Raw genomic sequence first — 24927 nt, 5'->3', positions numbered from 1 at the left:
TCTCGGCCTCTCCTCACAGCACATGGCATTCGATGTAGACAAGTACACGGCGACCTCGGTCAACGTGAATTGGGACGATCTCGACCTCGAGCGCTTTCGCGAGCATCCTCTTCCGGCGGGCTCGCTTCGCACCCTCCGTTATATGGCGGATGTGGAATATCACACGGTCTGTTACACGCGCGACCTCCTCACCACCCCCTCCCACAAGGAGGCGGACATGAGTGCGTTCATGACCATGTGGAACCGCGAGGAGTTCTGGCACGGCGAAGCGCTCGCGACGGTTCTCGGCATCCACGGGATCGTCGTCGACTTCGACGAGATCAAGGCCGACCGCCTGAAGCTCGGGTGGAAGGACAAGCTGGATCCGATCAAGCAGTCCATCGCCGGAAAGCTGGTGGGCACGGACTTCGTGGCCGTGCACATGGCCTGGGGTGCTGCCAACGAGTGGTCGGCGATCACCGCTTACAACCGTATGGCGGACCTGGAGGAAGACCCGGTGCTCGCCGAGCTGCTGAAGCGGATCGCGAAGCAGGAGGCTCGCCACGTCGCCTTCTACACCTCCCAGGCCCGTGATCGCCTCGCCAAGAGCCGCAAGGCGCAGGTGCTCGCCCGCTTCGCGCTCAAGAACTTCTGGGCGCCCGTCGGCTCCAGCATCATGGAGCGCACCGAGGTCCAGCACGTGATGGGCCACCTCATGGGCGGAGCCGAGGGCCGCAAGGGTGCGCGCAAGATCGACGCAGCCATCTCCGGGCTCCCCGGCATGGAGGGCCTCACGATCGTCGAGGACTCGCTGGACAAGCTGGGCGTCGCCGCCTGAGTTCGGGCGCAGTAGGAGTATTCGACGCCGAGCCGCCGATGAAGACTCTCATGCCCAGAATCACCGTGGCGAGCGCGTTGGTCGACGACTAGGCCAAGGCGCTCGCGTTCTACACCGAGAAGCTCGGGTTCATCGCCAAGACCGATGTCTCCCTCTGTGAGCACCGCTGGCTCACCGTCGTGGGAGCGAATGAGCCCGACGGGGCCGAGTTGCTGCTCGAGCCCGATGTGCACCCGGCAGCCAGGGTGTTCAAACAGGCGATGGTCGCGGACGGCATCCCCTTCGCATCGTTCGCGGTGGATGACGTGGCCGCCACCCACGCGGATCTCGAGGCGCGCGGGGTGCACTTCACGCAGGCTCCGACGTCGAGGGACCCGTCGTGACCGCAGTGCTCGACGACACCTGCGGCAACCTCATCCAGCTGACCGGCCCAGCCTGACGACGATCGCATGGTCCGCAGTCCGGGCCAGTCCGGGCCAATCCGGGCCAATCCGGACAAAACGGGCCGGCACGCCGGCCCCGAATGACCGAAGTCGCCCGCATTCGTGGGGTGCGCGGCGGGACCGCGAGGCCGCGATCGAACCTCGGGGCACACCTCACCGTGCGACCGGGCCGTCGCTCTTGCTGACCAGCGTGCGGCTGGAGCACTATGAAGCCATGACCAAGTACCTCATCTCCTTCCCGAGCGAAGCCATGGTGGTCACCGAGGAGGAGTTCCCGCTCGTCGTCGCCGACTCCCACGCCGTGATCGAGGAGGCCAAAGCGGCCGGCGTCTACGTGTTCGGGGGAGGGATCGACGAACAGGTCGATCCGGTGTTGGTGTCGGCCGATGGGTCGGTCACGCCAGAGATCTATGTGGGCAGTCGCCTCAAGGGCGGGTTCACCGTCCTGGAATTGCCGACGCGCGAGGACGCCGTCGAATGGTCGAGGAAGATCGCGGCCGCCTGCCGATGCGCCCAGGAACTCCGAGAGTTCATGTACGACCCGGCCAGTTAGCTTTCGCGAACACCGGGCGCTCGCGGACGGACCGGGCTGGCGTGCCGGCCCCAGTAGCCCGAACACGCCCGTCTTCGACTGAAGTGGAGCCCCCTGTCGGATTCGAACCGACGACCCCCGCTTTACAAGAGCGGTGTTATCTCTAGTAGTCGGCACCTACGTAATCGACGTCATCCACTCCTCGAATGCTTCCTTCGATGACACTGAATGACCTAGTGTGTGCCCAGGAGGCAATCATCGCCGCGATAGCCAAGATCGAGAGTGCCGAGCGTTGGGCGGTCGTCGACTCGCGGGGTGTGCCCATTCCTGAAGTAACCGCATTCCTCCGTCACAGCGAAGCGATCGAGCGATCGGTCAATACGTTGAAGGCCTACGCGTCCGATCTCGCCATCTTCTATAGTTTTCTCGAAATTGACGGCGTCATGTGGACAGCCATCAACAATGAAGTTCTGGGCCGCTTCGTCAAATTCGCGCGAGCGGCATCTGCCGAGAGGGCTCGTCCAGGGAATCCGTCGGGGGTTCGGACGCCCGCCAGCGTGAACCGCTGCATGGCGTCCATTTCTGCGTTTGCGCTCTACCGTTTCGAGTCCTCGAATGACCAGGTCTATTCGCTACTGCGGCGGACAGCTCGGAAGCATAAGAGACTAGTTATGGACCGAGAATCCATTGCCGTCACCATCGGACCGCGTCTGAGACAGACATCTGGAAAGCTGCAGATTCTCACCAACGACGAGGTCGACGCGATCGTGGATTCGTGCAACAACCTTCGCGACAAGTTGCTGGTTTCCATGCTCTATGAGACAGGCATGCGCATCGGGCAACTGCTCCTGCTCCGGCACTCCGATATTCGGGTGCCAAAGTCGGTCGTTCGGGTAAAACGCCACGACCTAACGCTCGGCATCGAATCGAGGAACAAGAGTCTCCTTGAGGCAGAGGTTCCCGTCCCGCACGGCCTTATCAAGCTCTATGCGGCCTACATGGGGACCGAATACGGGATGGTCGATTCGGATTTCGTGTTCATCAATCTATGGTCCGGAAAAATCGGCGCTCCCCTCTCCTATAAAACGGTCGAGCAGATTGTCAAGCGACTTCGCAGCAAGTCTGGCCTCGATGAATGGAGCGCGCACACTTTCCGGCACTCCTATGTCACCAGGCTCCTTCAGGCCGGAGTTCCCATCAAGACAGTTTCATACCTGGTTACCCACGCCTCTGTGAAGACGACCATGGAGATCTACGATCACACAAATGTCGAAGATATCCGCCGCCAATTAATCGAAGCCGGAGTCTTTAGCGATGCCTAACCTCGAATTCGCGCCTAGCGACGAGTACGGAAGGAAGCTGCGCGAGGAGCTGCCACCTCACTTCTTGCTTGACCCTATTTCACCGGACACAAAAGGTCGGTACTCCCGAAAGGAGTGCATCGCGGTTGGTTGCGTGCGGATCAGCACCAAGACCGATCTGGACTTTTGTAAGCCGCATGGCAATAGATTCACGGCGTCAGCGGAAAAGGATCCCGTTGCATGGGCGCAGAGCACTACCGCGGGGCGGAAGAGAATCGCTCCCGAAAATCTCTTCAACGTTGCTCACGCCGGCTCGACTTTGGTTCGAGACGAGCTGGCATTCGGGCTGATGAAGCGCGGTGAGCGAAATAGACCTGTGAGGCCGCTTGCGGTGAATGCGGTGGCCAGGGGCCTCGCACGGCTTGGAGTGGGATCGATCCTAGAACTCAGATATGACGCAAGCGCCATCGATGAGATCGTCAATGGAAGCGGGGGTGCTCAAGCTATCGCCCGCTCCGCACTTCTCGACACGCTCGATGAGTTGTGTATTCGCGTTGGGATCGAGCCGACGAGGCGTTATCTAGGTCTGGGTTCGGCCGGCCGAGGAGCGTTTGCAAACCTCAATAACATCGCGAATCCCGAGTTCCGAAAGACGGCTCAACGGTGGGTCGATTACCGAACGTCGAGTGAACAGGGCGCCCCGTCCTACATTCAATCGACGGTCTTACACCTCACCGTTTTCTGCGCGTGGCTCGAAGGGCAGAACGTGACCAAGTGGTCGCAACTGACCAGGGAGCACATGGTGCGGTTCCTCGATTTCACCAGGAAGCGTCGTCAGGCCAATGGCGAGCCCTACACTGCGAAATACCGCAGCTTGGTGATTAGCTCCCTGACGGTCTTCGTCGACGAAGTGCGGCTAAACGATTGGGCCGACATTCCTCTGGCTGCTCGTTGGCTACGCAGCGAACGCCCGCGAGTGCCAAGAAGCAATCCCCGACTTATCGGCAAAAGCGCAACAGCGAGGCTGCGCACCCCAGGCAACCTCCAGCTGATCGAGGACCTGGACTGCCGGCTCATCATCAGGATCATCGCTGAGACCGGGCTTCGCAGGAAGGACGTTTGCAACGGCATCGCGATGGACGCGCTATCCGAAGTCGATGAGGGCAAATGGTCGCTCAGGTACTTGAATTCGAAGTCAAATGAATATTGTTGGGCTCCGGTGGAGCCGGCTCTTGCGGAGGCGATTAAAGGCCACATTAGGTTCAAACGGGCGAAATACCCGACCGCAAAGATGCTCTTCGCCGTGGATGAACACGACCGCATAATCACGCTTACTTTGGTCAACAGCGCTCTTACTAGTTATGCCAAAGAGCTCGATCTTCGTGACTCCTCAGGGAAGTATTTGCGTGTCACGCCGCACATGTTCCGGCACCAAAATGCCACGGATTGGTTGGAAGCCGGGGTGACTATCCCGGTCATTCAGAAGCTGCTCGGCCAGAAGAGCATGCAGACGACGGAGATCTACGCCCGAATGTCGGAGGAGGCCGCACGTGAACAATGGGAGGGGACGATAGCGGTCAACAGCGACGGTGAAATCGTTCAGAGCAAGAGCGGAGATGTCGCGGATGCTGCTTGGGTCCATGCATTCATGGGCGGCGCTACTCAGGCGTTGCCGAATGGCCGGTGCGGGCTCCACTGCAGCGAGAGTTGCGAGCACGCAAACGCGTGCCTCTATTGCCCCTTGTTCCTCACTACCCCTGAATACCTACCGGTCCTTCGTGAGCAGAGAGCGGAGCATCTAATCATGATCGAACTCGCGGAAAAGGAAGGACATCAGAGAATCGTCGAGAAGAACCAGAAGCCGTTCTTCGCACTGACAAAGCTCATCCAGAAGCTTGAGCGCATCGACGAGCGCGATAAGGCCAATGCGAATGTCTGAGCACCTCACGGCGGCCGCTCAGGAACGTTCTAAACGATGTCTGGTAGCCGTTAGAGCTGCGGTCAGGGACCTAGAGTCCGAGGGGAGCCGTCTCTCGCTGAAAACAGTTGCTCAGCGAGCTGGCGTATCGCGAAATTTCATTTACTCGAATACTGCAGCGCTGCACCTCGTAAGCACAGCTCGCGCTGCCTTCACCGCAGCCACGCCGATGGCACTGCCTCAAGCTAGATCGACTGGATCCGAAGAGTCGATACGCATGCGCCTCGCGGCCGCGCTACTCGAAGCGAAAAAGGTGAGGGAGGAAAATAACGACCTTCGCCGACAGAACGCGGCACTGCTACAGGAGGTTATAGATCTCCAAAATCCACGTCGCCCTGAAAATGTACTCCCGCTGCGCAAAACGCGTTTCTGAGAACAATCGACAGTGCCCCGAGTGGAGCCCCCTAACGGATTCGAACCGTTGACCTGCTCATTACAAGTGAGCTGCTCTGGCCGGGCTGAGCTAAGGGGGCCGGCGTTCAATTATGGTGCCTGGACTTCTTGCATGACATGTCCTTCACGCTCGATACCAGCAGTTCAAACCAAAAGTCTTCGACGGCTAGAGATAAGAAGTGCTCTGGCCAACTGAGCTAAGGGGGCGAACGGGTATTCATATTACTTGGCGTGCGCAGAGTGGGGCGCCGCTGCCGATAACCTTGGACCAATGACGACCGAACACGCGCACTCCCGGTCGGCGGTCGCCATCGGGGTCGCGGGCGCAGTGATGGTCGGTGTTCTCACCGCGACCCAGTCGCGGATCAATGGAGAGTTGGGCCGGGCGCTCTCCGACGGCTATCTCGCCGCGGTCATCTCCTTCGGCTCGGGCCTCGTCATCCTCGTCGTCGCGCTCGCCGCGTGGGCTCCCGGCCGCCGTGGCCTGTCGAAGGCGTTCGCCTCTGTTCGCGAGGGCACCACACCGTGGTCGTACCTGTGCGGGGGAGCGGGCGGCGCACTCTTCGTACTCGCGCAGGGCATCACGGGCGCGGTGCTCGGTGTCGCACTGTTCACCGTGGCCGTCGTCTGCGGCCAGACCATCAGCGGACTCGCGATCGACCGCAACGGCATCGGACACACGCCACCGGCCGCGATCACGGTCACCCGGCTCCTCGGCTCCGCGCTCGCTCTCGTGGCGGTCGGCGTGGCGGTCTCGGCGGGCGTCGGCGGCGACATCCCGGCCTGGATGCTGCTGCTTCCGTTTGCCGCGGGACTGGCTGTTGGCCTCCAGCAGGCGGTCAACGGGCAGGTGCGACGCGTCGCGGCATCCGCCCTCACCGCCACTTTCATGAACTTCCTGGTCGGTACCACCGTGCTTCTCGTGGCCTGCCTGATCCACGAAGCCATCGTCGGCCTTCCCGAGCGGATGCCGACCAACCCCCTGCTCTATCTCGGAGGTCTCATCGGCACGATCTTCATCGGGGGCGCAGTCGTCGTGGTGCGCGTCACCGGAGTGCTGCTCCTCGGTCTCGGTTCGGTCGCCGGACAGCTCGTGATGTCGCTGGTGCTGGATCTCGTGATTCCGGCAACCGGGCGGGTGATCGTGACCTCCACCGTGATCGGCACACTGCTCACCCTGGTGGCGGTGGTGATCGCGGCGATCCCGTCGCGATCACTGGGCACGGCGCCGGTCAGAGCACGCTGAGGTAGTCCTCGGCGGGGAATGGCTTGCGTTCGCCGGCCTTCTCGCCCTGTTCACGTCCTCCGACGAAGAGCCAGCCCAGCAGTTGCTCGTTATCAGCCAGGTGGTGCATCACGCGCACGGGAAGCGAGCGGGTGAGATGCCCGGTGCGCCACATCACGCCCCAGCCCGCGTCATCCAGCAACAGGCTGAGAGTGTGGGCGACACCGGCTGCTGCCGCCGCCTGCTCCCAGTCGGCCACCTTGTGGCTGGGCTGAACTGCCTCGACGACGGCGATCAGCAGTGATGCCCGCAGCGGCTTGGCCGCCAGCTTCGCGGCATCCGCGCCCTCCAGGCCGCTCGCTTCGACGAACGCCGTGCCGAGCCGCTCGCGCGCAGCTCCGCGGAGTTCGATGAGGCGCCAGGGACGCAGCGCCGCGTGGTCGGCGACGGAGGACGCCGCCGCCACGAGGGGCAGCAGTTCGTCGTGACTGGGTGCGTCAGCGCTGACCTTCGGTTGCGAGCGGCGGCGGCTGACGGCATCCAGCAGCGACATCGGGGCTCTAGCCCTCTTCCGTGAACTCGAGGGACAGCGAGTTCATGCAGTACCGGTCGCCGGTGGGCGTCTGGTAGGCGTCATCGAAGAGATGCCCGAGGTGTGAACCGCAGTTGGCGCACAGCACCTCGGTGCGGGTCATGAACAGGCTCTTGTCGGTCTTGAGGATCACGGCGTCGGGGTTGACCGACTCGTAGAAGCTGGGCCATCCCGATCCGGAGTCGAACTTGGTGTTGCTGGCGAAGAGCTCCGCGTGACAGGCGCCACAGGTGTAGACCCCGGCGCGCTTCTCGTCGAGAAGTGCTCCCGACCACGGGCGCTCGGTCGCCGCCTCACGCAGGATCGAGAATCGGGTGGGGTCGAGCTCTGCGCGCCATTCCGAATCGCTCTTGGCGACGGGGTACTTGGTGTTGTCGGTGTTCTTACTCATGAGGCATCCTTCGTCGAGATGAGTCGTACCCCTCATTAAACTCGGCAGCATGCCCGAATGTTCCATCGTCCAGAAATCGTGGAGTCAACTCACACTCGAGGAGTTGTATTCCGTGCTCAAGCTCCGCACCGACGTCTTCTTCGTCGAGCAGCGCATCGACGAGGAGGAGCTCGACAATCGCGACCAGGAGCCGAGCACCGAGCACCTCTGGATTGCGGATGCTTCGGGCGCGGCAGCGTACCTGCGCGTGCTCCTCGACGCCGAAGCGACCCATCTCGACGCGCTCCGCATCGTCGGGCGGGTCGTCGTGCGCGCGGATCGTCGCGGCGAGGGCCTGGCGCAGCTGCTCGTGGCCCGGGTGATGGAGCAGCACGGTCACGAGTCGATGCTGCTGCACGCGCAGGAGTACATCGCTCCGCTCTACGCGAAGTTCGGCTTCGAGGTCTTCGGCGAGAGCTACATCGAGGCGGGCATCCCGCACATCTCGATGTACCGCGCGGGCCGCTGATGGATACCTCGAGCTGGTATCGCGCCTTCGGGGAGCTCGAGGCGCGCGGCCAGTCCGAGATCTACGAGCGGTGGGCGCTTGGCGTGGCGGATGACCCGGAGCTGATCGCCCTCATCGACGAGTTGCCCCTGCAGAAGCGGCAACCCAACCTCATCTTCGCCTGCGCCCGCCTGCTCGGAGCGCCGGAGTCCGACTACCCTCACTTCCGGCGGTGGCTGCACGACCACTGGGCCGAGGTCGTGCCCGAGGCCCTCGCCCGCAGCACCCAGACCAATGAGGCACGGCGCTGCGCCTCCCTCCTCCCCGCGCTCTCGCTCATCCCCGGCCCACTCGCCGTGCTCGAGATCGGCGCGAGTGCCGGCCTCTGTCTCTTCCCCGATCGCTACAGCTACTCCTACGACAGCGGCCAACGGATCAATCCGGCGGAGGGGCCGAGCCCCGTTCTCCTCGAGTGCGCGACGACCGGTGGGGTGCCTCTGCCTACCGCGCTGCCGCACATCGTGTGGCGGGCCGGACTCGACCTGCGTCCGCTCGATCTGCGCAACCATGACGACATACGCTGGCTCGAGACGCTGGTCTGGCCGGAGCAGCACGAGCGTCGCGAGCGGCTGCGCGCCGCCATCCGCATCGCAGCAGAAGATCCGCCCCGCATCGTGCGGGCGGATGCCTCGGAGCTCGCCGCCCTCTCCGCCCTCGCCGCGGAAGCTCCGGCCGACGCGACCCTCGTCGTGATCACCAGCGCCGTGCTCGTCTACCTGCCGTTCGCCGAGCGGATGCGGTTCGTCGACTCGCTTCTCGCGCTCGATGCCCGCTGGATCTCCCTCGAGGGAGTGCGTGGCCTTCCGGCGGTCCGCGCGGCGCTGCCGGACGACGGCGGATCTGACGGTCGATTCGTGCTCGCGCTCGACGAGGTGCCGCTCGCATTCACCGGTGCGCACGGCCAGTCCCTCGACTGGATCGCCACGCCATAGGCGGTTTCGACCGATCTTCGCGGCGCGGGCGGTGCCTCCGGTTGCACACAGCCAGGCCGCCCTAGTATTGCCGCAGAGCGGAGGGAGAACCTGTGCCAGCCTCATCTGAGCGGTCTGACCTGCCCTCGGCGACCCCGGAGATCGCGGCTCTCCCGGCTCGCGAGCAGCGCATCCTGACGTTCGAACGCCAGTGGTGGTCGCATGCCGGGGCGAAGGAGGCCGCAATCCGAGCGGAGTTCGACCTTCCGGCGGCCCGGTACTATCAGTTGCTGAACGCGGCGCTCGACCTGCCGGAAGCCATCCTCTTCGATCCCCTCCTGGTGCGACGGCTGCAGCGACTGCGGGATGCCCGCACCGACGCGCGATCCGCTCGGGTTCTCGGCACCGCCGACTCCACCCCCCAGTAACCGAATCAACGAAAAGAACCGATGGCGAACAAACCGACCGACCGCTTCGACAGCGTGCCTGACGACCTGTTGCGCACCGGCGCGCACCGTTCCGCTCCGAAACGGGGCCGCGGATGGATCGCCTTCGCCTGGGCTGCGCTCGCCACCGGTGTGCTGGTGGCTGCGGGATTGTTCGGCCTGGCGGTCATCCGGGGCACCATCGACCTCCCCTTTGCGACCGCGACCGCGGCGCCGAGCTCGACGCCGTCCCCCACTCCGACGCCGACCATCACGCCCAAGATCGATCCCGCACTGGCGATTGCCGTGCTGAACGGCACCACCACCAGGGCACTCGCGACCTCTGCCGGGAACGACCTCGTCAAGCAGGGCTGGGCGGGGGCATCCGAGAAGATCGGATCGCGCACGAATGCCAGCTCCTCCGACATCACCAAGACTGTCGTGTACTACAGCGACGCGGCGAACGAAGCGGCGGCGCGTGCCATGGTGCTGTCGCTCAAGATCGGTGAGATCCGCCTCTCGACGGCCTATCCCGGATCGCCGATCACGGTGGTGCTCGGCAGCGACTACAAGCTTCCCGCGGGTTGATCCGCCGCCCTGTGTTTCGCTGAGGTTTAATTCGTTCCGATTTGCCCGAATCGCCATTACTATCTGGGATTGGTTGCTGACAGCGGCAGCCGGAGGCGAAACACAGGGAGTATTCGATGGCGAACGGAACCGTCAAGTGGTTCAACGCTGAAAAGGGCTACGGCTTCATCACGGAAGAAGGTGGTGGGCAGGACGTCTTCGTCCACTACTCCGCGATCGACATGGGGGGCTACAAGGTGCTCGAAGAGGGACAGAAGGTGACCTTCGAAGTCGGCACCGGAAACAAGGGCCCGCAGGCCGAATCGGTGCGGCTGGCCCAGTAGGGTCCAAAGGCCCGGTCGATGCGGCCGTGCGCGGCTATCCTGTGCGCATGGGGGATACACCGGCACGGGTGCGCGCGCTTCTCTCGCTGACTCTCGCGATCGGACTCGGGCTGTGCCTGTCGGGCTGCGTTCCGCAGAAGGCGACCCCGTCGGTGAGCCCGACCCCGAGCCCCACAGCGACGGTCACGGCGCCGCCGACCTCGATCGCGCCACTGCGCGGAACGACGGTGCCCGCGGGATCCCTCGACCATGCGTCCATCGCGGCGAAGATCGACAACCTGCCCTCGGCGCGACCGCAGCTCGGCCTGGAGAGCGCCGACCTCGTCTACCAGGAACTGGTCGAAGGCGGCCTCACCCGCTACGTCGCAGTCTGGCAATCCAGCATCCCCGCTCTGATCGGTCCCGTGCGCTCCATCCGACCGATGGATCCGGACATCGTCTCGCCGCTCGGCGGCATCATCTGCTATTCCGGCGGCCAGCAGCGCTTCGTCGACCTCATGCGCAAGACACCCGTGTACAACGCCATCCACGGCCAGGCGGACACGGCCAGCACCTTCTTCCGGACCCCGACGAAGGCTGCGCCCCACAACGTGCTCGTCAGGGCCCCCGAGCTGCTCGCCCAGCACGCGGATATCCCCGCGCCGGCTCAGCAGTTCCCGTACGCTCCCGCCCCCGCGTCGACCGCGGTCACGGCCGGGACACCGACCGCGGCGATCAGCTATGCGTTCTCCGGTGTGACCATCGGCAGCTGGACGTGGGATGCCACCAAGGCCGTCTTCCTCCGTTCCCAGGGCACCGGCCCCGACCTCGACAGCGCGGGGGCGCAACTCTCCACCACGAACGTCGTCGTCATGCGGGTAACGGTCACCACCGACCAGAACGTGCCGAAGACCAACCTGATCGGCTCTGGTGAGGCCTGGATCTCCTCCGGCGGGCGCACCGTTCACGCGAGCTGGACCAAGGCATCGGCGACGGATCCGATCCATCTCGCCGATGATGCGGGGGCACCGGTGCTCCTCGCCGTCGGCAACACCTGGATAGAGCTGGTTCCCACGGCGGGATCCGTCTCGGTCGTCGCTCCCGGCTAGAGCCGCACGCCTCCGGAGCTCACTTGCACTCTCAGGGGGAGAGTGCCAGAATCATTTAGCACTCCCTTATTGAGAGTGCCAATAGCTGTTGCTTACATGACGTCCCGGAAGGACGAAAAACACACATGGCAAAGATCATTGCTTTCAACGAGGAGGCCCGTCGCGGCCTCGAGCGCGGCCTCAACATCCTGGCCGACGCCGTCAAGGTGACCCTCGGCCCGCGCGGCCGCAACGTCGTACTCGAGAAGAAGTGGGGCGCCCCCACCATCACGAACGACGGTGTCTCCATCGCCAAAGAGATCGAACTCGACGACCCGTATGAAAAGATCGGTGCGGAGCTCGTCAAAGAGGTAGCGAAGAAGACGGATGACGTCGCCGGAGACGGCACGACCACCTCCGTCGTTCTCGCCCAGGCCCTCGTGCGCGAAGGACTGCGCAACGTCGCGGCCGGCGCCGACCCGATCAGCCTCAAGCGCGGAATCGACAAGGCCGTCACGGCAGTCATCGCCGCCCTCGTCGCCGGGGCAAAGGAGATCGAGACCAAGGAAGAGATCGCGGCCACCGCATCCATCTCTGCCGGGGACCCGGAGATCGGCGCCCTCATCGCGGAGGCGATCGACAAGGTCGGCAAGGAGGGTGTCGTCACCGTCGAGGAGTCGAACACCTTCGGAACCGAACTCGAGCTCACCGAGGGCATGCGCTTCGACAAGGGCTACCTGTCGGCGTACTTCGTCACCGACCCGGAGCGCCAGGAAGCGGTCTTCGAAGACCCCTACATCCTGATCGTCAACTCCAAGGTCTCCAACATCAAGGACCTCCTCCCGGTCGTCGACAAGGTCATCCAGTCGGGCAAGCAGCTCCTCATCATCGCTGAGGACGTGGATGGCGAGGCTCTCGCTACTCTCGTCGTCAACAAGATCCGTGGCATTTTCAAGTCCGTCGCCGTCAAGGCTCCGGGCTTCGGCGACCGTCGCAAGGCGCAGCTGCAGGACATCGCCATCCTCACCGGTGGCCAGGTCATCTCCGAGGAGGTCGGACTCAAGCTTGAGAACGCCACCCTCGACCTGCTCGGCCGTGCCCGCAAGGTCGTCGTCACCAAGGACGAGACCACGATCATCGAGGGCTCCGGCGACGCCGAGGCCATCGCCGGTCGCGTCAAGCAGATCCGTGCAGAGATCGAGAACACCGACTCCGACTACGACCGTGAGAAGCTCCAGGAGCGTCTCGCGAAGCTCGCCGGTGGCGTTGCCGTCATCAAGGCCGGAGCCGCGACCGAGGTCGAGCTCAAGGAGCGCAAGCACCGCATCGAGGACGCCGTTCGCAACGCGAAGGCCGCCGTCGAAGAGGGAATCGTCGCCGGTGGTGGCGTCGCCCTCATCCAGGCCGGCGCAATCGCCTTCGCCTCCGAGGCCCTCACCGGCCTCACGGGTGATGAGGCGACCGGAGCGAACATCGTCAAGGTCGCCGTGGATGCCCCGCTCAAGCAGATCGCGCTCAACGCCGGTCTCGAGTCCGGTGTCGTCGCCGAGAAGGTGCGCAACCTGCCCACCGGACACGGCCTCAACGCCGCGACCGGTGAGTACGTCGACATGCTCCTCGCCGGAATCAACGACCCGGTGAAGGTCACCCGCTCGGCACTGCTCAACGCAGCGTCGATCGCCGGACTGTTCCTCACCACCGAGGTCGTCGTCGCTGACAAGCCCGAGAAGGCTGCAGCACCGATGGGCGACCCGTCGGGCGGCATGGACTTCTAAGTCCCGCCAGCACGGCAAGATCTACCAGACAGCAGGGCGTCTCCTTCGGGAGGCGCCCTGCTGTCGTGTGTGGCTGTCGCCGGGGTGCCCCAGCGATCCGTCACAGGACGCTCGCATGGCGTGGTGGCCAGCGGTTTGTGACGGTTCGTGGATGGAGTGGGTGTGGCTGTCGCCGGGGTATCCCAGCCGATCCGTCACAGGACGCTCGCCCGGGCGCTCTGGCCAGCGGTTTGTGACGGTTCGCGGATGGAGTGGGGCTGGCTGTCGCCGGGGTGTCCCAGCGATCCGTCACAGGACGCTCGCCCGGGCACTCGGGCCAGCACTTTGTGACGGTTGGCGGATGGAGTGGGGGTGGCTGTCGCCGGGGTGTCCCAGCGATCCGTCACAGGACGCTCGCCCGGCCGCTCTGGCCAGCGGTTTGTGACGGTTGGCGGATGGACTGGGGCTGGTGCTCGCTGGGGGTGGGGCGTCCGGCGGCCGATCCGTCACAGGACGCTCGCCCGGGCGTGGTGGCCAGCGGTTTGTGACGGTTGGCCGCTGGAGTGGGGGTGGTGCTCGCTGGGGGTCGGGCATCCGGCGGCCGATCCGTCGGAAAGTGCTTGTCCGGCGGCTCTCCCGGGCCGTTTGTGACGGTTGGCCGCCGCCTGCCGGCCCGCCCACCAGGCCGCCGCACGCCGGCCCACCACCACCACCACCCTCGCTACCGCCCGCCCGCCCGGCAGCGGCTCAGTGTGCGAACAAGCGGGTGTTCGCCGCCTCGATCTCGGCATACTGCTGCCCGTCATGGCCGAGCGCCGTGCCCATGGCCGCCAGCACCTCTTCGACACGCTGTTCGAGACCCTTCCACTCCGTCACCGCGCCCTGAAACGCAGTGGCCGCGGGTCCCGACCAGGATGCCTGCAGGCTGGTGAGCTGTCCGTGAAGGGCGCCGACCTCGCCCTGAATTCGACCGATGGTGCCCTTCGCGGCCGTTGTTGCCGCGAGTACCGCTTCGCTGTCGACCTGATAGCGCGTCATGTCTGCCTCCGTGGGTTCACGTCCGCACACCGGATGGGTCGGATCGCTCCCCGACGCTAACCTCCGGTCGCGGCGTGCGACCCCGAGTCAGTCGCGCTTGGGGGCAGCGGCGGGGGTGTAGTCCTCGGGGAGGAGCGGAAGGCTGACCCGGAAGGTGGCGCCACCTCCGGGAGTCTCCCGAACGGTGACCTCTCCCTTGTGGGAGGCGATGATGCCGGAGACGATCGCGAGCCCCAGCCCGCTGCCCCCGGTCTCGCGGGTGCGCGACGAGTCCGCCCGCCAGAAACGCTGGAAGATCTTCTCCCGGATCTGCGGCGGGATCCCCTCCCCGTGGTCCACGACCTCGAGCACACCGACACCCCGGGTGGCGTCGACCGAAACGACGATCTCCAGCGGCGAGTCATCCGGAGTGAAGCGCATGGCATTGCCCATCAGGTTCGTGACGACCTGTCGGATCTTGTTCTCCTCGGCGAGCACGACGGCGGGTTGCTCCACGGCGTCGACGACGGGCGCGGCGACCTCGATCGGCATCGTCGTGAGCTCATCGCGCGCCTGGCGCCGGCGGAGACGGGCGAGTTGCGCCCCGGCGAACCGGATGGGCCCGGTCGCGGCCGGCGCGCCCGTGGGCCGTGCGGGAGAGGCTGGCGCTGACGGGGCATCCGTCGTCGAGGGTGCAGCCTTTGCGACGATCACGCTGACCGTGCGCTTCGGGGCGGAGGCCATGGCATCGAGGGCGGCATCATGGGCGATCGGCACGAGGTCGACGGCGCCGAGTTGAAGCGGCTTCGCCTCGTCGATGCGGGCGAGTTCCAGCAGGTCGGAGACGAGCTCGCCCATGCGGATCGCCTCCTTCTCGATGCGTTCCATCGCCTGGGCCACGTCTTCGGGCTTCTGCAGTGCGCCCATGCGGTACAGCTCGGCATAGCCGCGCACAGAGACGAGTGGAGTGCGCAGCTCGTGGCTGGCATCCCCGACGAACCGGCGCATCTGGTCGATGGTGCGCGCACGGTCGGAGAAGGCGCGGTCGATGCGGTTGAGCATGGTGTTGAGCGAACGGTTGAGCCGCCCCACCTCGGTGTTCGGGGTTGCGCCCTGCAGTCGTTGGCTGAAGTCCCCGTCGGCGATCGCGGCGGCGGTCGCCTCGACCTCGCGCAGCGGAGTGAAGGTGGATGTCACGAGCAGCCGGGTGAGCGCGGCGCCGAGCACGATCACCGCGAGCCCGAAGCCGAGAAAGATCACCAGGAACTGGTTGATCAGTCTGTCGGAACTCACCAGGTCGACCGCCACGACGACGGTGACGTAGTCCGCGGAGTCGACGATGTTGCGCGGAACGGCCACGATGCGCCACTGGTCGTCGTGTTCTTTGTCCCAGACGGTGAATGGCACACCACCGGTCTTGATCACGGTGTTGAAGGGCATCGACGGCACGTTCGGCGCCGAATGCGTCAGTGCTCCGTTATTGCAGAGCTCATCACCGTTGGTGTCGAGCACGGCGAGGTAGTAGTCGTTGATTCCGGGCAGCGCGTCACAGGTCTTCGCGCCGGTCTTGGTGTACCCCGGCACCGCCTGGGCGTATTTCGTCATCTTCGCGTCGGCATCCGCGAGCAGGTAGGTGCGCAGTACCGTCATGGTGCCGACGCCGGCGACGAGCAGTCCAAGGGTCACCAGAAGCACGGTCACGCCGGTGATCTTGGTGCGAAGGGAGACGCCGCTCCACCATCGCGTGAGTTTTTCGTGCATCAGGAGATCCAGATTACGGCGCACACCCTGAAAGCGACCCCCGTACCCACAGCTCTGCGGGGGATGCTCAGGCCCGCGCGGCCTTGAGCATGTAGCCGAAGCCGCGCTTGGTCTGGATCACCGGCTCTTCGGAATACTGGTCGAGCTTGCGGCGCAGGTAGGAGATGTAGCTCTCCACGATGCCGGCGTCGCCGTTGAAGTCGTATTCCCAGACGTGATCGAGGATCTGCGCCTTGGAGAGAACACGGTTCGGATTGAGCATGAGGTAGCGGAGCAGTTTGAATTCCGTCGGGCTCAGCTCGATCTGCTCGGATCCGATGGTCACCTCGTGGGTGTCCTGGTCCATGGTCAGTTCGCCGGCGCGGATGATCGCGTCTTCCTCGTCCTGCATGGTGCGGCGGAGGATCGCCTTGATGCGGGCGACGATCTCATCGAGGCTGAATGGCTTGGTGACGTAATCGTCGCCACCGACAGTGAGGCCGGTGATCTTGTCTTCGGTGTCGTCCTTGGCCGTGAGGAAGAGAATCGGCGAGGTGTACCCACTCGACCGGAGGCGCTTGGTGACGCCGAATCCGTTCATGTCCGGCAGCATCACGTCGAGGATGATGAGGTCGGGCTCCTCCTCGAGCACGGCCGAGATGGCCTGTGCCCCGTTTCCCACGGCGCGCACGGCGAAACCGGCGAACCGCAGGCTCGTCGTCAGCAGGTCGCGGATATTCGGTTCGTCATCGACAATCAGGATCTTGGGGCCATCGCTCATGGCACCAGTATCTGCGCGTCAGCTGCGCGCTTCCTGAGTATGGGGAGCGGATCTCCCGAGCTGCCGATTCTCGGCGGGAATCCGGCATCGCGTGGCTAGTCTGTGATCGTGAATCGCATCATCGGAAGCCGCACCTTCGACTTCGACCGGCAGGTCGCGGTGATGGCGATCATCAATCGCACGCCGGACTCCTTCTTCGACAAGGGAGCCACTTTCGCTCTCGACCGGGCCGTGGATGCCGCGCTGGCCGCGGCGGCCGCGGGTGCCGACTGGGTGGACATCGGGGGCGTGCCATTCGGCCGGGGAGATCCGGTGAGTCTTGCAGAGGAGATCGACCGAGTCGTGCCGGTGATCGCGGCCATCCATGCGCGCAGCGATGTCGTGATCTCGGTGGATACCACCAACGCGGAGGTCGCTCGGCGCAGCATCGAGGCCGGGGCATCCGTCATCAATGACACCAGCGGCTTCTCCGACGCCGACATGGCACGGGTCGTCTCGGAGAGCAGCGCGACTCTCGTGATCACCCACAGCAACGGCGTGCCGCGCAGCGAGCCGCAGAGCCCGCAGTACGACGACGTGGTCGCCGAGGTGGTCGACTACCTGCGCGCTCGGGTGGAGCTGGCGGAGGCCGCGGGCATCCCCCGGGACCGCCTGGTCATCGACCCCGGACACGATCTCAACAAGAACACGCTGCACACCCTGGAGATCACCCGGCGACTGCAGGAGGTCGCGGCGATCGGGTTGCCGACGCTCGCCGCGGTATCGAACAAGGACTTCATCGGTGAGGCCATCGATCGGGAGCAGGGGCAGCGGCAGTCCGGTTCGATCGCCGCCGCCGTCATCTGCATCATGAACGGCGCCAGGATCGTGCGGATGCACGACGTGCCCGCCGCCGTCGACGCGGTGCGGCTGACCGAAGCGGTGCTGGGATTCCGCCAGCCGGCCTACGCGCGTCACAACGTCTGATGGGGCTCTGATGGGCGTGCAGATCGATTGCCTGTTCCCCGCGCCGGGATCGGACCTCTCCGACGAGCAACTCTCCGCGCTGTACGACCGCGACGATCGGGAGGCTCCTTGGCTGCGGGTGAACTTCGTGTCGAGCGTTGATGGAGCGGCGACGGTCGACGGGGTATCCGGCGGGCTCGGCGGTGACGCCGATCACCGGGTCTTCGACCTCTTGAGAGAGCTCACCGATGTCGTGATCGTCGGCGCAGGTACGGTGCGCGGGGAGGGCTACGGACCGATGGTGCTGCCGCCCGCATCGGTCTCGCGGCGCGTGTCGCGCGGGCTGGCGCCGCATCCGGTGTTCGCGATCGTGTCGAGCCGCCTCGACCTCGACCCCTCGTCGCGCATCTTCACCGATGCTCCGGTGCGACCGATCGTGGTGACGACGGATGCCGCGCCGCGGGACCGACGGGACGCGCTGTCCGCCGTGGCCGACATCCTGATCGCGGGGGACTCGCGGCTCGACCCCGCGCGTCTCGTCGCTGGACTCGCCGAGCGCGGACTCCCTCAGCAGCACTGCGAGGGTGGCCCCTCGCTCTTCGGCACGATGCTCGCCGCCGGCGTCGTGAACGAGCTCTGCCTCACCGTGAGCCCACAGCTCGTGGCCGGAGAGGCCGGTCGCATCATCACCGGCGACCTCGCGAGCCCCCGCGACCTGGCGCTCGGGCACGTGCTCGCCTCAGGCGACACCCTGCTGCTGCGCTACGAACGGCGCTGAACCGAGCGCACCCCGCCGCACCCTGCAGCCGCTCCCTGCAGCCCGTCGCCCCTCATCATTCAGGAGGTTCTGTGACCCCTGGGCAAAGAGTCAACTCCCGGGAGCTCACCAAGCCCACCGGTAACTCCAGCACCACACCTTCCTGAATGATGAAAGTGGCACTGCCGGGAGACGAGCGCTGACCTGGGCCTCAGGCCGCGATCTGGTCGCCGTCCAGGATCGTGTAGCTGTAGCCCTGCTCCGCGAGGAAGCGCTGGCGGTTCTGGGCGAAGTCCTGGTCGACGGTGTCGCGGGCGACCAGCGTGTAGAAGTTGGCGGGAAGCCCGCTCTCCTTCGGGCGCAGGAGTCGGCCGAGGCGCTGGGCTTCCTCCTGGCGCGATCCGAAGCTGCCGGAGACCTGGATGGCCACGGTCGCCTCGGGAAGGTCCACGGAGAAGTTGGCGACCTTCGAGACGACGAGCACGGTGATCTCGCCCTCGCGGAAGGCCTGGTAGAGCCGTTCGCGTTCCTCGATCGGCGTCGATCCGGTGAGTTTCGGCGCGTCGAGAACCTCGGCGAGAGTGTCGATCTGGTCGAGGTACTGCCCGATCACCAGAATCCGCTCGCCCGCATGCTTCTTCACCAGGTCGCGCACGACCTGCAGCTTGGCCGGCGCGGTCGCCGCGAGCCGGTAGCGCTCGTCGTCGGCGGAGGCCGCGTACTCGAGCCGCTCCTGCGGGGGCAGGTCGATGCGCACCTCGAAGCACGAAGCCGGCGAGATGAAGCCCTGAGCCTCGATCTCCTTCCATGGCGCGTCGAACCGCTTGGGCCCGATGAGGCTGAAGACATCCCCCTCGCGACCGTCCTCGCGCACGAGGGTGGCGGTGAGGCCGAGGCGTCGTCGCGCCTGAAGCTCGGCGGTGAGCTTGAAGACGGGAGCCGGCAGAAGGTGCACTTCGTCGTAGATAACGAGTCCCCAGTCCAGGGCATCGAGCAGGGCTAGGTGGGCGTACTCGCCCTTTCGCTTCGCCGTGAGGATCTGGTACGTCGCGATCGTGACGGGCTTCACCTCTTTGACCTGGCCGGAGTACTCGCCGATCTCATCCTCGGTGAGCGTCGTGCGCTTGAGGAGCTCCGCCCGCCACTGCCGCGCGGAGACGGTGTTGGTCACGAGGATCAGCGTCGTGGTCTCGACCCTCGCCATCGCGCCGGCGCCGACGAGGGTCTTGCCCGCGCCACAGGGCAGTACGACGACTCCCGATCCGCCGTCCACGAAGCTCGACACCGCGTGATTCTGGTACTCGCGCAGGTTCCACTCGCTGGTATCGAGGGCGATCGGATGCGGCGTGCCCGGGGTGTATCCGGCGAGATCCTCCGCCGGCCAGCCGAGCTTGACCAGCTCCTGCTTCACCTGCCCGCGCGCCCAGGCCTGGATCTGATAGCGGTCGATCGCGGGACCCTTGCCGCGCTGGTCCTCCGGGAGGAAGAGCAGGGGCGCGATGCGCTTGGCCCGCACGATCTCGCTCAGCACCGCGGCATCCGTCGAGCGCAGCATGAGGGTGCCGTTCTCATCGCGCTCGATGACGAGTCGACCGTAACGGCCGACGGTCTCGGCGATGTCGATCGAGACGCTCTGGGGGATGGGGAACTTGGAGTACTTCTCGAGCGTGTCGAGCATGTTTTCGGCGGTGTGGCCGGCGGCGCGGGCGTTCCAGAGGCCGAGGCGGGTGATGCGATACGTGTGGATGTGCTCGGGTGCGCGCTCGAGTTCGGCGAACACGGCGAGGTCGTGCCGGGCATCCTCGGCGGCGGGGTGCGCGACCTCCAGCAGCACGGTGCGGTCGCTCTGCACGATCAGGGGTCCAGACAGCGCATCCACCTCGCAAGCCTAGGTCACGCTGGTGGGTGGTCGTCGGTTGGGGCCTTCTCTCGACGCTCGCCCCGGCATAACTCCTGCAATGTGGTGCCGCCAGCAGAGCATGCGCAACAGCCACGGGGGCAAACGCGTGGTGCTTCTCAAATTGCAGGAGTTACGCCGGGGGAGAGGTCGGCGCTCAGGGGGTAGGCGGCGCGGAAGATGCCGGCGGTTCCGAAGATGCTGGAGGTTCGTTGGTTGCCGCGGGCGCGGGCGTCACGCCGCTGCCGTCGCGCAGGGGTGGTGGAGTGAGTAGCGGTTGCACTCGGGCGAATGGTGCCTGCACCGGGGTGGCCGTCGCATCCGCTCGTGGTCTTCCTGTCATATTGTCGATCGAATTCATGGGAATGGATTCGAGAGGGTAGACATTCCACCCGTTTCCATTTGTGACCTCCGTGCTTGGCACGAGCATTCTGCCATCGCTCATCGTCGTGAAGTCTTCACCCGGGGGTTTCGACGAGAGCGGCTTTCCGTTCTGGTCGAACAGTTGCACACCGGTGATCGGGGCGCCGTTCGCGTCATAGGCGAAGATGTTTGTGACCGACCCGCCATTGCGCGTGAGCCCGGCCGGAACGGACTCCGGTTGCACGTTCACGGATTGCGCGTAGGCCCAGCCCGAGGAGCTGGCAAGCGCGGTCAACAGAAACGGCAGGGCTAGTATTGCCACGATGTTCACGAGATCTCTGACCAACTTCATCCAGCGAGGGAGCCAGAGATTGCGCCCCCACTGCACGCTCACGATAGCGAGCGCTGCGAAGATGAACCATCGAAATGGGGTGTCGGGCAGGGCCGAGACGATGCCCCGCCCTCCTGCGATAAGTATTGCTAGTTCGAAAGCCGCCCAGGCGCGGAGCATCCACCAGGCGGGTCGGAGAATGACCGCGAAATCGAGAACGGCACCCGCGGTGCGATTTCGTCGGATGCGGCTCGTCGTGCGTGCCCGCATGAGTCTGATGCTTTCAATCGACCACGGCATCACGCTCTTGGCCGCACGGGGCGGAAGTCCCGCGGCGGAGCGCAGTTCGATGGCGTAGGCATCGGGATCGCCGAGTTCTTCGTCGAGCGCCTTCTCCGTGAGGTCAGCCTCGAGCCCCTCGGTGAGATCTTCGATCTCCTCGTCGGGGAGGTCATCGAGCCTCCGGCGAACGCGGGCCGCGAAGTCGGCGATCGTCTGGTCGATGGAAGTGGCGGTTGTCATGATTTCTCCCCGATCGTTCGAAGCTGTGGGTGGTGAGTGGTCTGGTCGAGGAGCACCGACATGGTGTCGACGAACTTGGCCCAGCTGGTGCGCTGGTCGGCGAGCATCTGCCGCCCCTGGGCGTTGATGCTGTAGTACTTGCGATGGGGACCGCCATCGGACGGCGCAACGTAGCTCGAAACGACCCCCGCGGTGTAGAGCCGCCGCAGAGTTCCGTACACCGACGCATCCCCCACCTCGTCGAGTCCGGCGCCCCTCAGCCTTCGCACGATGTCATAGCCGTATCCGTCATCATCTTTGATGGCAGCGAGCACCGCGACGTCCAGTACCCCCTTCAGTAATTGCGTGGTGTCCATTGATCTCCTTGTCCCAGTGCCCATGAGTCCGACGGATCCCACACTACTGTGCATTGCGCGCTACTGTGTACCACGACATTCCGTCACGCCGGAGCGATCGAATTGCATAACTCCTGCAATATGGTGCCGCCAGCAGAGCATGCACAACGGCCACGGGGGTGCGCCCCTGAGGCATCCCAAACTGCAGGAGTTATGCCGGGGGGAGCGGGGCTACTTCGCCGGGGAGATGCCCGCTATGCGCGACAGCGGCAGGGTGCGCTCGATCGCGGCGCGGTTGTCGCGGCCGCGCAGGCGCCCACCGGCGACGCTCGTCGGCTCGAGTTGGTAGTCCACGAGGGTGCCGTTCGGCATGGTCACCGTCACCGTGAGAGGGGTCTTGGCCTTGATCGCGGCATCCAGTTGGCGGATCAGCCACGCATGTCCCGTTTCTTCGTCCTCCGGTTCACCGCCGAGGCGCAGCCGTTCGATGAGCGCGTCCACCGGGTTGATGCCCGCAGCAGCTACCGCCTTGGCGTGGCGTTGCCGGCGCAATGCCACGATCTCACCGGCAGCATCCTCCGCGGCCACGGGATAGCGCGCGTCGCTCAGCGACCAGAACACCACGTCGAGGGGGAAGCGACTCTGCGCCCTGGAGGCAGAGGTGCGTTCGAAGCCGAGGGAGGAGAGGCTCTGGTCCACGAGGATCGTGCCGATGAGCAACTCGTCTTCGGAGCGGATGTAGCTGCGGGCATCCGGTCTCGGATCGGCGATGCTGCCCACCCTCACCTGTCCGTAGCGGCTGGATGCCTCGCCGATGAGGTAGTTGAGCGGCTGGGGGATGCCGGTGAGCGAGATGCCACCGAGAAACTCCAGGATCGATTCCGCGGTCTCGCCCGCGGCCATCGCCCGATTGACGCTCGAGGTGGACACTCGGTAGCTCGAGGCGAGCGCGCGGCTCTCCACGTCGGCGAGGGACCGCAGCCGGGCATCCACCCGGGGCGTCAGCGGCCCTGGTGCGACCACCGAGAGGTCGTGCTGCAGATACACCTGCTCGACCTCTGTGGGCAGCAGCGCGGTCATCGCCTCCTCCGCGAGCTGGATGCCGTGGGCGAGCAGCAGCGACCCGGGTCCGGTGGGCGCCTGGTTGGCGGTGATGCCCAGCAGCTCGGCGTCGCGGGTGTAGGCGCCGATGCGTTCGTCCATCCAGTCACCGCCCGCCGGATACAGCCAGTCGATGTACCCGCGCAGGCCGGCACCCCAGAGAGCGTGGGTGCGCTCGCCGAGGAGCTGCCGGATGTCGGCGGGCAGGCGCTCGAACCAGGCGCCGCCGAGAGTTGCCCAGCGTGCTCCCGTCGAGCGCTGCAGCCAGGCGCCGCCGCTGTCGGTGATCATCCACGATCCGGTCTCACGCGCCACCAGCCCGGCGCGGTCGGCCACTGCGAGAAAGACGGCGACCGATTCGAGATCGACGCTCATCGCGTGCGCGAGACGCTTGCTGTCGGGCAGGGCGACGCCGCCCTTCGCCAGTTCGCGGGCGGGGTCTCGCTCCACCTCGACGAGGAGCTCCGTGATCGCGGTGATGGCGGCGAAGGCGCGTTCGGCACCCAGGCGGTCGATGAATCGGCGATCGACATCCGGCACCGGTTCGAGGGCGGCCGGGGCGTTCGTCGAGGCGAGGTCCGCGAGAGAGGGGAGCCCGAAAGCCGGCCAGGAGCGCAGCTGGTCGCGAACGCTGCCGTAGGCGGCGAATCGCTGGGACTCGGCTTCGACGAGGAGAAGGGTGTATGCTCCGGAAACGCGCTCGGCGACGGACTCGGCCGACACCTCACGCCCGGCGAGGGCGGAGAGTCGTGTGGCGATGTCCGTGGCGGTGGGCGTTTCCGTCTCCTCGGTGAGTTGCCCGATCGCGGCGAGCACCGCGAGCGTCTCCCGGTCGAGGCGCATGAGGGTCTGCTGGATGGACGCGCGATCGAGGAAGGCCTCGGCTAGGTCGAAGAAGTCCTTGATGCCGGAAGGCGAAATCTCCCGCGCCCGCAGAGTTGCGGCGAGGGCCGTGTCGTCCATTGCGCGGAGGCGCGTCGCCAGGGACAGGGTGTCACTCATGTCTGCCCACCCGTTCCTTGGTCCAGCGGCCCCCGTTCGGTGGCATCAGATCAGCGGCACCGCTGAATCGCTGCGTGCTATTTCTTCGTGCTGGTGTTGCGGGTGGTGCGCGCTGGCGCGGACGTTGCGGATTTCGCCTCGCGACTGCGCCGGATGCCGCTGATGACGATCAGCACGATGATGAGGAGGAATCCGATGGGCAGTCCGACACCAGGAAGCAGGGCCACCGCCTGCCAGAATCCGCCCTGGAACTGGTTGCCCGGCAGGCCCGATGCCGTGGCGATGATCACCGTGAGGAACGCCACTATCGACAGGCCCACGATCCCTGCGATCATGAAGGCCAGCACTCGTTCGTTACGATGAATGGTCACCGGGGTTTCTTTTGCCACAGTCCTAAGGATACGGCCCCCGACTCCCCGTAGGCTTACGGGCACAGCCAAGTGAAAGAGGTACCGCCATGCCCACCGGCAAGGTCAAGTTCTACGACGAAGAGAAGGGCTTCGGCTTCATCAGTTCTGATGACGGCCAGGAGGTCTTCCTTCACGCCTCCGCGCTTCCCGCCGGCACCACGGTCAAGGCCGGCGCCAAACTCGAATTCGGCATCGCCGATGGCAAGCGCGGCGCCCAGGCGCTCTCGGTGCGGGTGCTCGAAGCGCCCCCGAGCCTCGCGAAGCTGAGCCGCAAGCCCGCGGATGACATGTCGATCATCGTCGAGGATCTGGTGAAGCTCCTCGACGGAATCGGCACCAACCTCAAGCGCGGCCGCTACCCCGACAGCAAGCACGGCAAGACGATCGCCGCGATGCTGCGCAAGGTCGCGGATGAACTCGATGCCTGATTCGGCGGCTT

27 protein-coding genes and 1 tRNA gene are annotated in these 24927 nt (G+C 65.4%); 17 read left to right on the top strand and 11 right to left on the bottom strand.

The features are described 5' to 3' along the window. The first annotated feature begins 22 nt into the window (after window positions 1–22). The 6 genes from ABIB54_RS04445 to ABIB54_RS04420 all read left to right on the top strand — a co-directional run bounded on the left by ABIB54_RS04445 (window position 23) and on the right by ABIB54_RS04420 (window position 5444). Entirely contained in the window at window positions 23–817 is a 795-nt protein-coding gene (locus ABIB54_RS04445) for a ferritin family protein (protein ID WP_185201584.1), read from the top strand. A gap of 131 nt (window positions 818–948) precedes the next feature. Beyond that, window positions 949–1200, top strand: coding sequence for a VOC family protein (locus ABIB54_RS04440; RefSeq protein WP_354574661.1), 252 nt, complete (start codon window positions 949–951; stop codon window positions 1198–1200). 274 nt (window positions 1201–1474) lie between these two features. Continuing rightward, window positions 1475–1813: a YciI family protein gene (locus ABIB54_RS04435; RefSeq protein ID WP_354574327.1), complete on the top strand. Its 339-nt coding sequence runs from the start codon at window positions 1475–1477 to the stop codon at window positions 1811–1813. A 197-nt stretch (window positions 1814–2010) separates the two neighbouring features. After that, window positions 2011–3114 (top strand): tyrosine-type recombinase/integrase, encoded by a 1104-nt coding sequence (locus ABIB54_RS04430; protein WP_354574326.1) that lies wholly within the window; start codon window positions 2011–2013, stop codon window positions 3112–3114. Next, window positions 3107–5032 (top strand): tyrosine-type recombinase/integrase, encoded by a 1926-nt coding sequence (locus tag ABIB54_RS04425; protein ID WP_354574325.1) that lies wholly within the window; start codon window positions 3107–3109, stop codon window positions 5030–5032. The genes ABIB54_RS04430 and ABIB54_RS04425 overlap by 8 nt, the downstream gene beginning before the upstream one ends. Then, complete coding sequence (locus ABIB54_RS04420) at window positions 5019–5444, top strand: DUF6262 family protein (protein WP_354574324.1); 426 nt, start codon at window positions 5019–5021, stop codon at window positions 5442–5444. Before ABIB54_RS04425 ends, ABIB54_RS04420 begins: the two co-directional genes overlap by 14 nt. Before the next feature lie 22 nt (window positions 5445–5466). Here the strand turns inward: ABIB54_RS04420 and ABIB54_RS04415 are convergent. Continuing rightward, window positions 5467–5544 (bottom strand) — tRNA-Thr (locus ABIB54_RS04415). A 191-nt stretch (window positions 5545–5735) separates the two neighbouring features. On the opposite strand from ABIB54_RS04415, the gene ABIB54_RS04410 reads away from it, so the two are divergent. After that, window positions 5736–6710, top strand: a complete 975-nt coding sequence (locus tag ABIB54_RS04410; protein ID WP_354574323.1) for a DMT family transporter — start codon at window positions 5736–5738, stop codon at window positions 6708–6710. Here ABIB54_RS04410 and ABIB54_RS04405 read toward each other — a convergent pair. Together ABIB54_RS04405 and msrB are read right to left on the bottom strand one after the other, a co-directional pair. After that, entirely contained in the window at window positions 6697–7242 is a 546-nt protein-coding gene (locus ABIB54_RS04405; protein WP_354574322.1) for a nitroreductase family protein, read from the bottom strand. The two genes, ABIB54_RS04410 and ABIB54_RS04405, sit on opposite strands and share 14 nt — an antisense overlap. A gap of 7 nt (window positions 7243–7249) precedes the next feature. Then, on the bottom strand, window positions 7250–7672 hold the full coding sequence (gene msrB, locus ABIB54_RS04400) for a peptide-methionine (R)-S-oxide reductase MsrB (protein WP_354574321.1): 423 nt from the start codon (window positions 7670–7672) through the stop codon (window positions 7250–7252). Between the two features lie 49 nt (window positions 7673–7721). Between msrB and ABIB54_RS04395 the strand changes: the two genes are divergently transcribed. The 7 genes from ABIB54_RS04395 (at window position 7722) to groL (ending at window position 13308) form a co-directional block, all read left to right on the top strand. Continuing rightward, window positions 7722–8180 (top strand): GNAT family N-acetyltransferase, encoded by a 459-nt coding sequence (locus tag ABIB54_RS04395; RefSeq protein WP_354574320.1) that lies wholly within the window; start codon window positions 7722–7724, stop codon window positions 8178–8180. Beyond that, window positions 8180–9151 carry a DUF2332 domain-containing protein gene (locus ABIB54_RS04390; RefSeq protein WP_354574319.1) on the top strand — a complete coding sequence of 324 codons (972 nt, stop codon included), beginning with the start codon at window positions 8180–8182 and terminating at the stop codon, window positions 9149–9151. Before ABIB54_RS04395 ends, ABIB54_RS04390 begins: the two co-directional genes overlap by 1 nt. A gap of 92 nt (window positions 9152–9243) precedes the next feature. Further along, a complete protein-coding gene (locus tag ABIB54_RS04385; RefSeq protein ID WP_502917060.1) occupies window positions 9244–9558 on the top strand; it encodes a DUF3263 domain-containing protein in 315 nt (104 codons plus the stop codon). A gap of 21 nt (window positions 9559–9579) precedes the next feature. After that, window positions 9580–10143, top strand: coding sequence for a LytR C-terminal domain-containing protein (locus ABIB54_RS04380; protein ID WP_354574318.1), 564 nt, complete (start codon window positions 9580–9582; stop codon window positions 10141–10143). A gap of 116 nt (window positions 10144–10259) precedes the next feature. Beyond that, window positions 10260–10466: a cold-shock protein gene (locus ABIB54_RS04375; RefSeq protein WP_354574317.1), complete on the top strand. Its 207-nt coding sequence runs from the start codon at window positions 10260–10262 to the stop codon at window positions 10464–10466. A gap of 47 nt (window positions 10467–10513) precedes the next feature. Then, a complete protein-coding gene (locus ABIB54_RS04370) occupies window positions 10514–11554 on the top strand; it encodes a DUF3048 domain-containing protein (protein ID WP_354574316.1) in 1041 nt (346 codons plus the stop codon). A 125-nt stretch (window positions 11555–11679) separates the two neighbouring features. Then, window positions 11680–13308 (top strand): chaperonin GroEL, encoded by a 1629-nt coding sequence (gene groL / locus ABIB54_RS04365; protein WP_185201568.1) that lies wholly within the window; start codon window positions 11680–11682, stop codon window positions 13306–13308. Between the two features lie 726 nt (window positions 13309–14034). Here groL and ABIB54_RS04360 read toward each other — a convergent pair. The 3 genes from ABIB54_RS04360 to ABIB54_RS04350 form a co-directional block, all read right to left on the bottom strand. After that, window positions 14035–14325, bottom strand: coding sequence for a WXG100 family type VII secretion target (locus tag ABIB54_RS04360; protein WP_354574315.1), 291 nt, complete (start codon window positions 14323–14325; stop codon window positions 14035–14037). 87 nt (window positions 14326–14412) lie between these two features. Further along, window positions 14413–16065: a sensor histidine kinase gene (locus tag ABIB54_RS04355; RefSeq protein ID WP_354574314.1), complete on the bottom strand. Its 1653-nt coding sequence runs from the start codon at window positions 16063–16065 to the stop codon at window positions 14413–14415. 67 nt (window positions 16066–16132) lie between these two features. Further along, complete coding sequence (locus ABIB54_RS04350) at window positions 16133–16825, bottom strand: response regulator transcription factor (RefSeq protein ID WP_185201565.1); 693 nt, start codon at window positions 16823–16825, stop codon at window positions 16133–16135. Window positions 16826–16930: 105 nt separating this feature from the next. Between ABIB54_RS04350 and folP the strand changes: the two genes are divergently transcribed. Together folP and ABIB54_RS04340 are read left to right on the top strand one after the other, a co-directional pair. After that, entirely contained in the window at window positions 16931–17791 is an 861-nt protein-coding gene (gene folP, locus ABIB54_RS04345; protein WP_502917081.1) for a dihydropteroate synthase, read from the top strand. A 10-nt stretch (window positions 17792–17801) separates the two neighbouring features. Beyond that, window positions 17802–18548, top strand: a complete 747-nt coding sequence (locus tag ABIB54_RS04340) for a pyrimidine reductase family protein (protein WP_354574312.1) — start codon at window positions 17802–17804, stop codon at window positions 18546–18548. Between the two features lie 190 nt (window positions 18549–18738). Here the strand turns inward: ABIB54_RS04340 and ABIB54_RS04335 are convergent, their stop codons facing one another. The 5 genes from ABIB54_RS04335 to ABIB54_RS04315 form a co-directional block, all read right to left on the bottom strand. Further along, window positions 18739–20406 carry a DNA repair helicase XPB gene (locus ABIB54_RS04335; protein WP_354574311.1) on the bottom strand — a complete coding sequence of 556 codons (1668 nt, stop codon included), beginning with the start codon at window positions 20404–20406 and terminating at the stop codon, window positions 18739–18741. Window positions 20407–20581: 175 nt separating this feature from the next. Then, window positions 20582–21640 (bottom strand): hypothetical protein, encoded by a 1059-nt coding sequence (locus ABIB54_RS04330; RefSeq protein ID WP_354574310.1) that lies wholly within the window; start codon window positions 21638–21640, stop codon window positions 20582–20584. After that, on the bottom strand, window positions 21637–21996 hold the full coding sequence (locus ABIB54_RS04325) for a PadR family transcriptional regulator (RefSeq protein WP_185201562.1): 360 nt from the start codon (window positions 21994–21996) through the stop codon (window positions 21637–21639). Before ABIB54_RS04325 ends, ABIB54_RS04330 begins: the two co-directional genes overlap by 4 nt. Window positions 21997–22206: 210 nt before the next feature. Beyond that, window positions 22207–24078 carry a helicase-associated domain-containing protein gene (locus ABIB54_RS04320; RefSeq protein ID WP_354574309.1) on the bottom strand — a complete coding sequence of 624 codons (1872 nt, stop codon included), beginning with the start codon at window positions 24076–24078 and terminating at the stop codon, window positions 22207–22209. Between the two features lie 77 nt (window positions 24079–24155). Then, a complete protein-coding gene (locus ABIB54_RS04315) occupies window positions 24156–24467 on the bottom strand; it encodes a hypothetical protein (protein WP_354574308.1) in 312 nt (103 codons plus the stop codon). 68 nt (window positions 24468–24535) lie between these two features. On the opposite strand from ABIB54_RS04315, the gene ABIB54_RS04310 reads away from it, so the two are divergent. Next, the gene (locus ABIB54_RS04310; RefSeq protein ID WP_354574307.1) at window positions 24536–24916 is read left to right on the top strand and encodes a cold-shock protein; all 381 of its coding nucleotides are present in this window, start codon (window positions 24536–24538) and stop codon (window positions 24914–24916) included. The last annotated feature ends 11 nt before the right edge of the window (window positions 24917–24927 follow it).

This window comes from Frigoribacterium sp. UYMn621, from assembly GCF_040549525.1.
Classification (GTDB): Bacteria; Actinomycetota; Actinomycetes; order Actinomycetales; family Microbacteriaceae; genus Lacisediminihabitans.
Note: the sequence above shows the minus strand (reverse complement) of the source record. Positions and strands in the feature narration are given on the sequence as shown.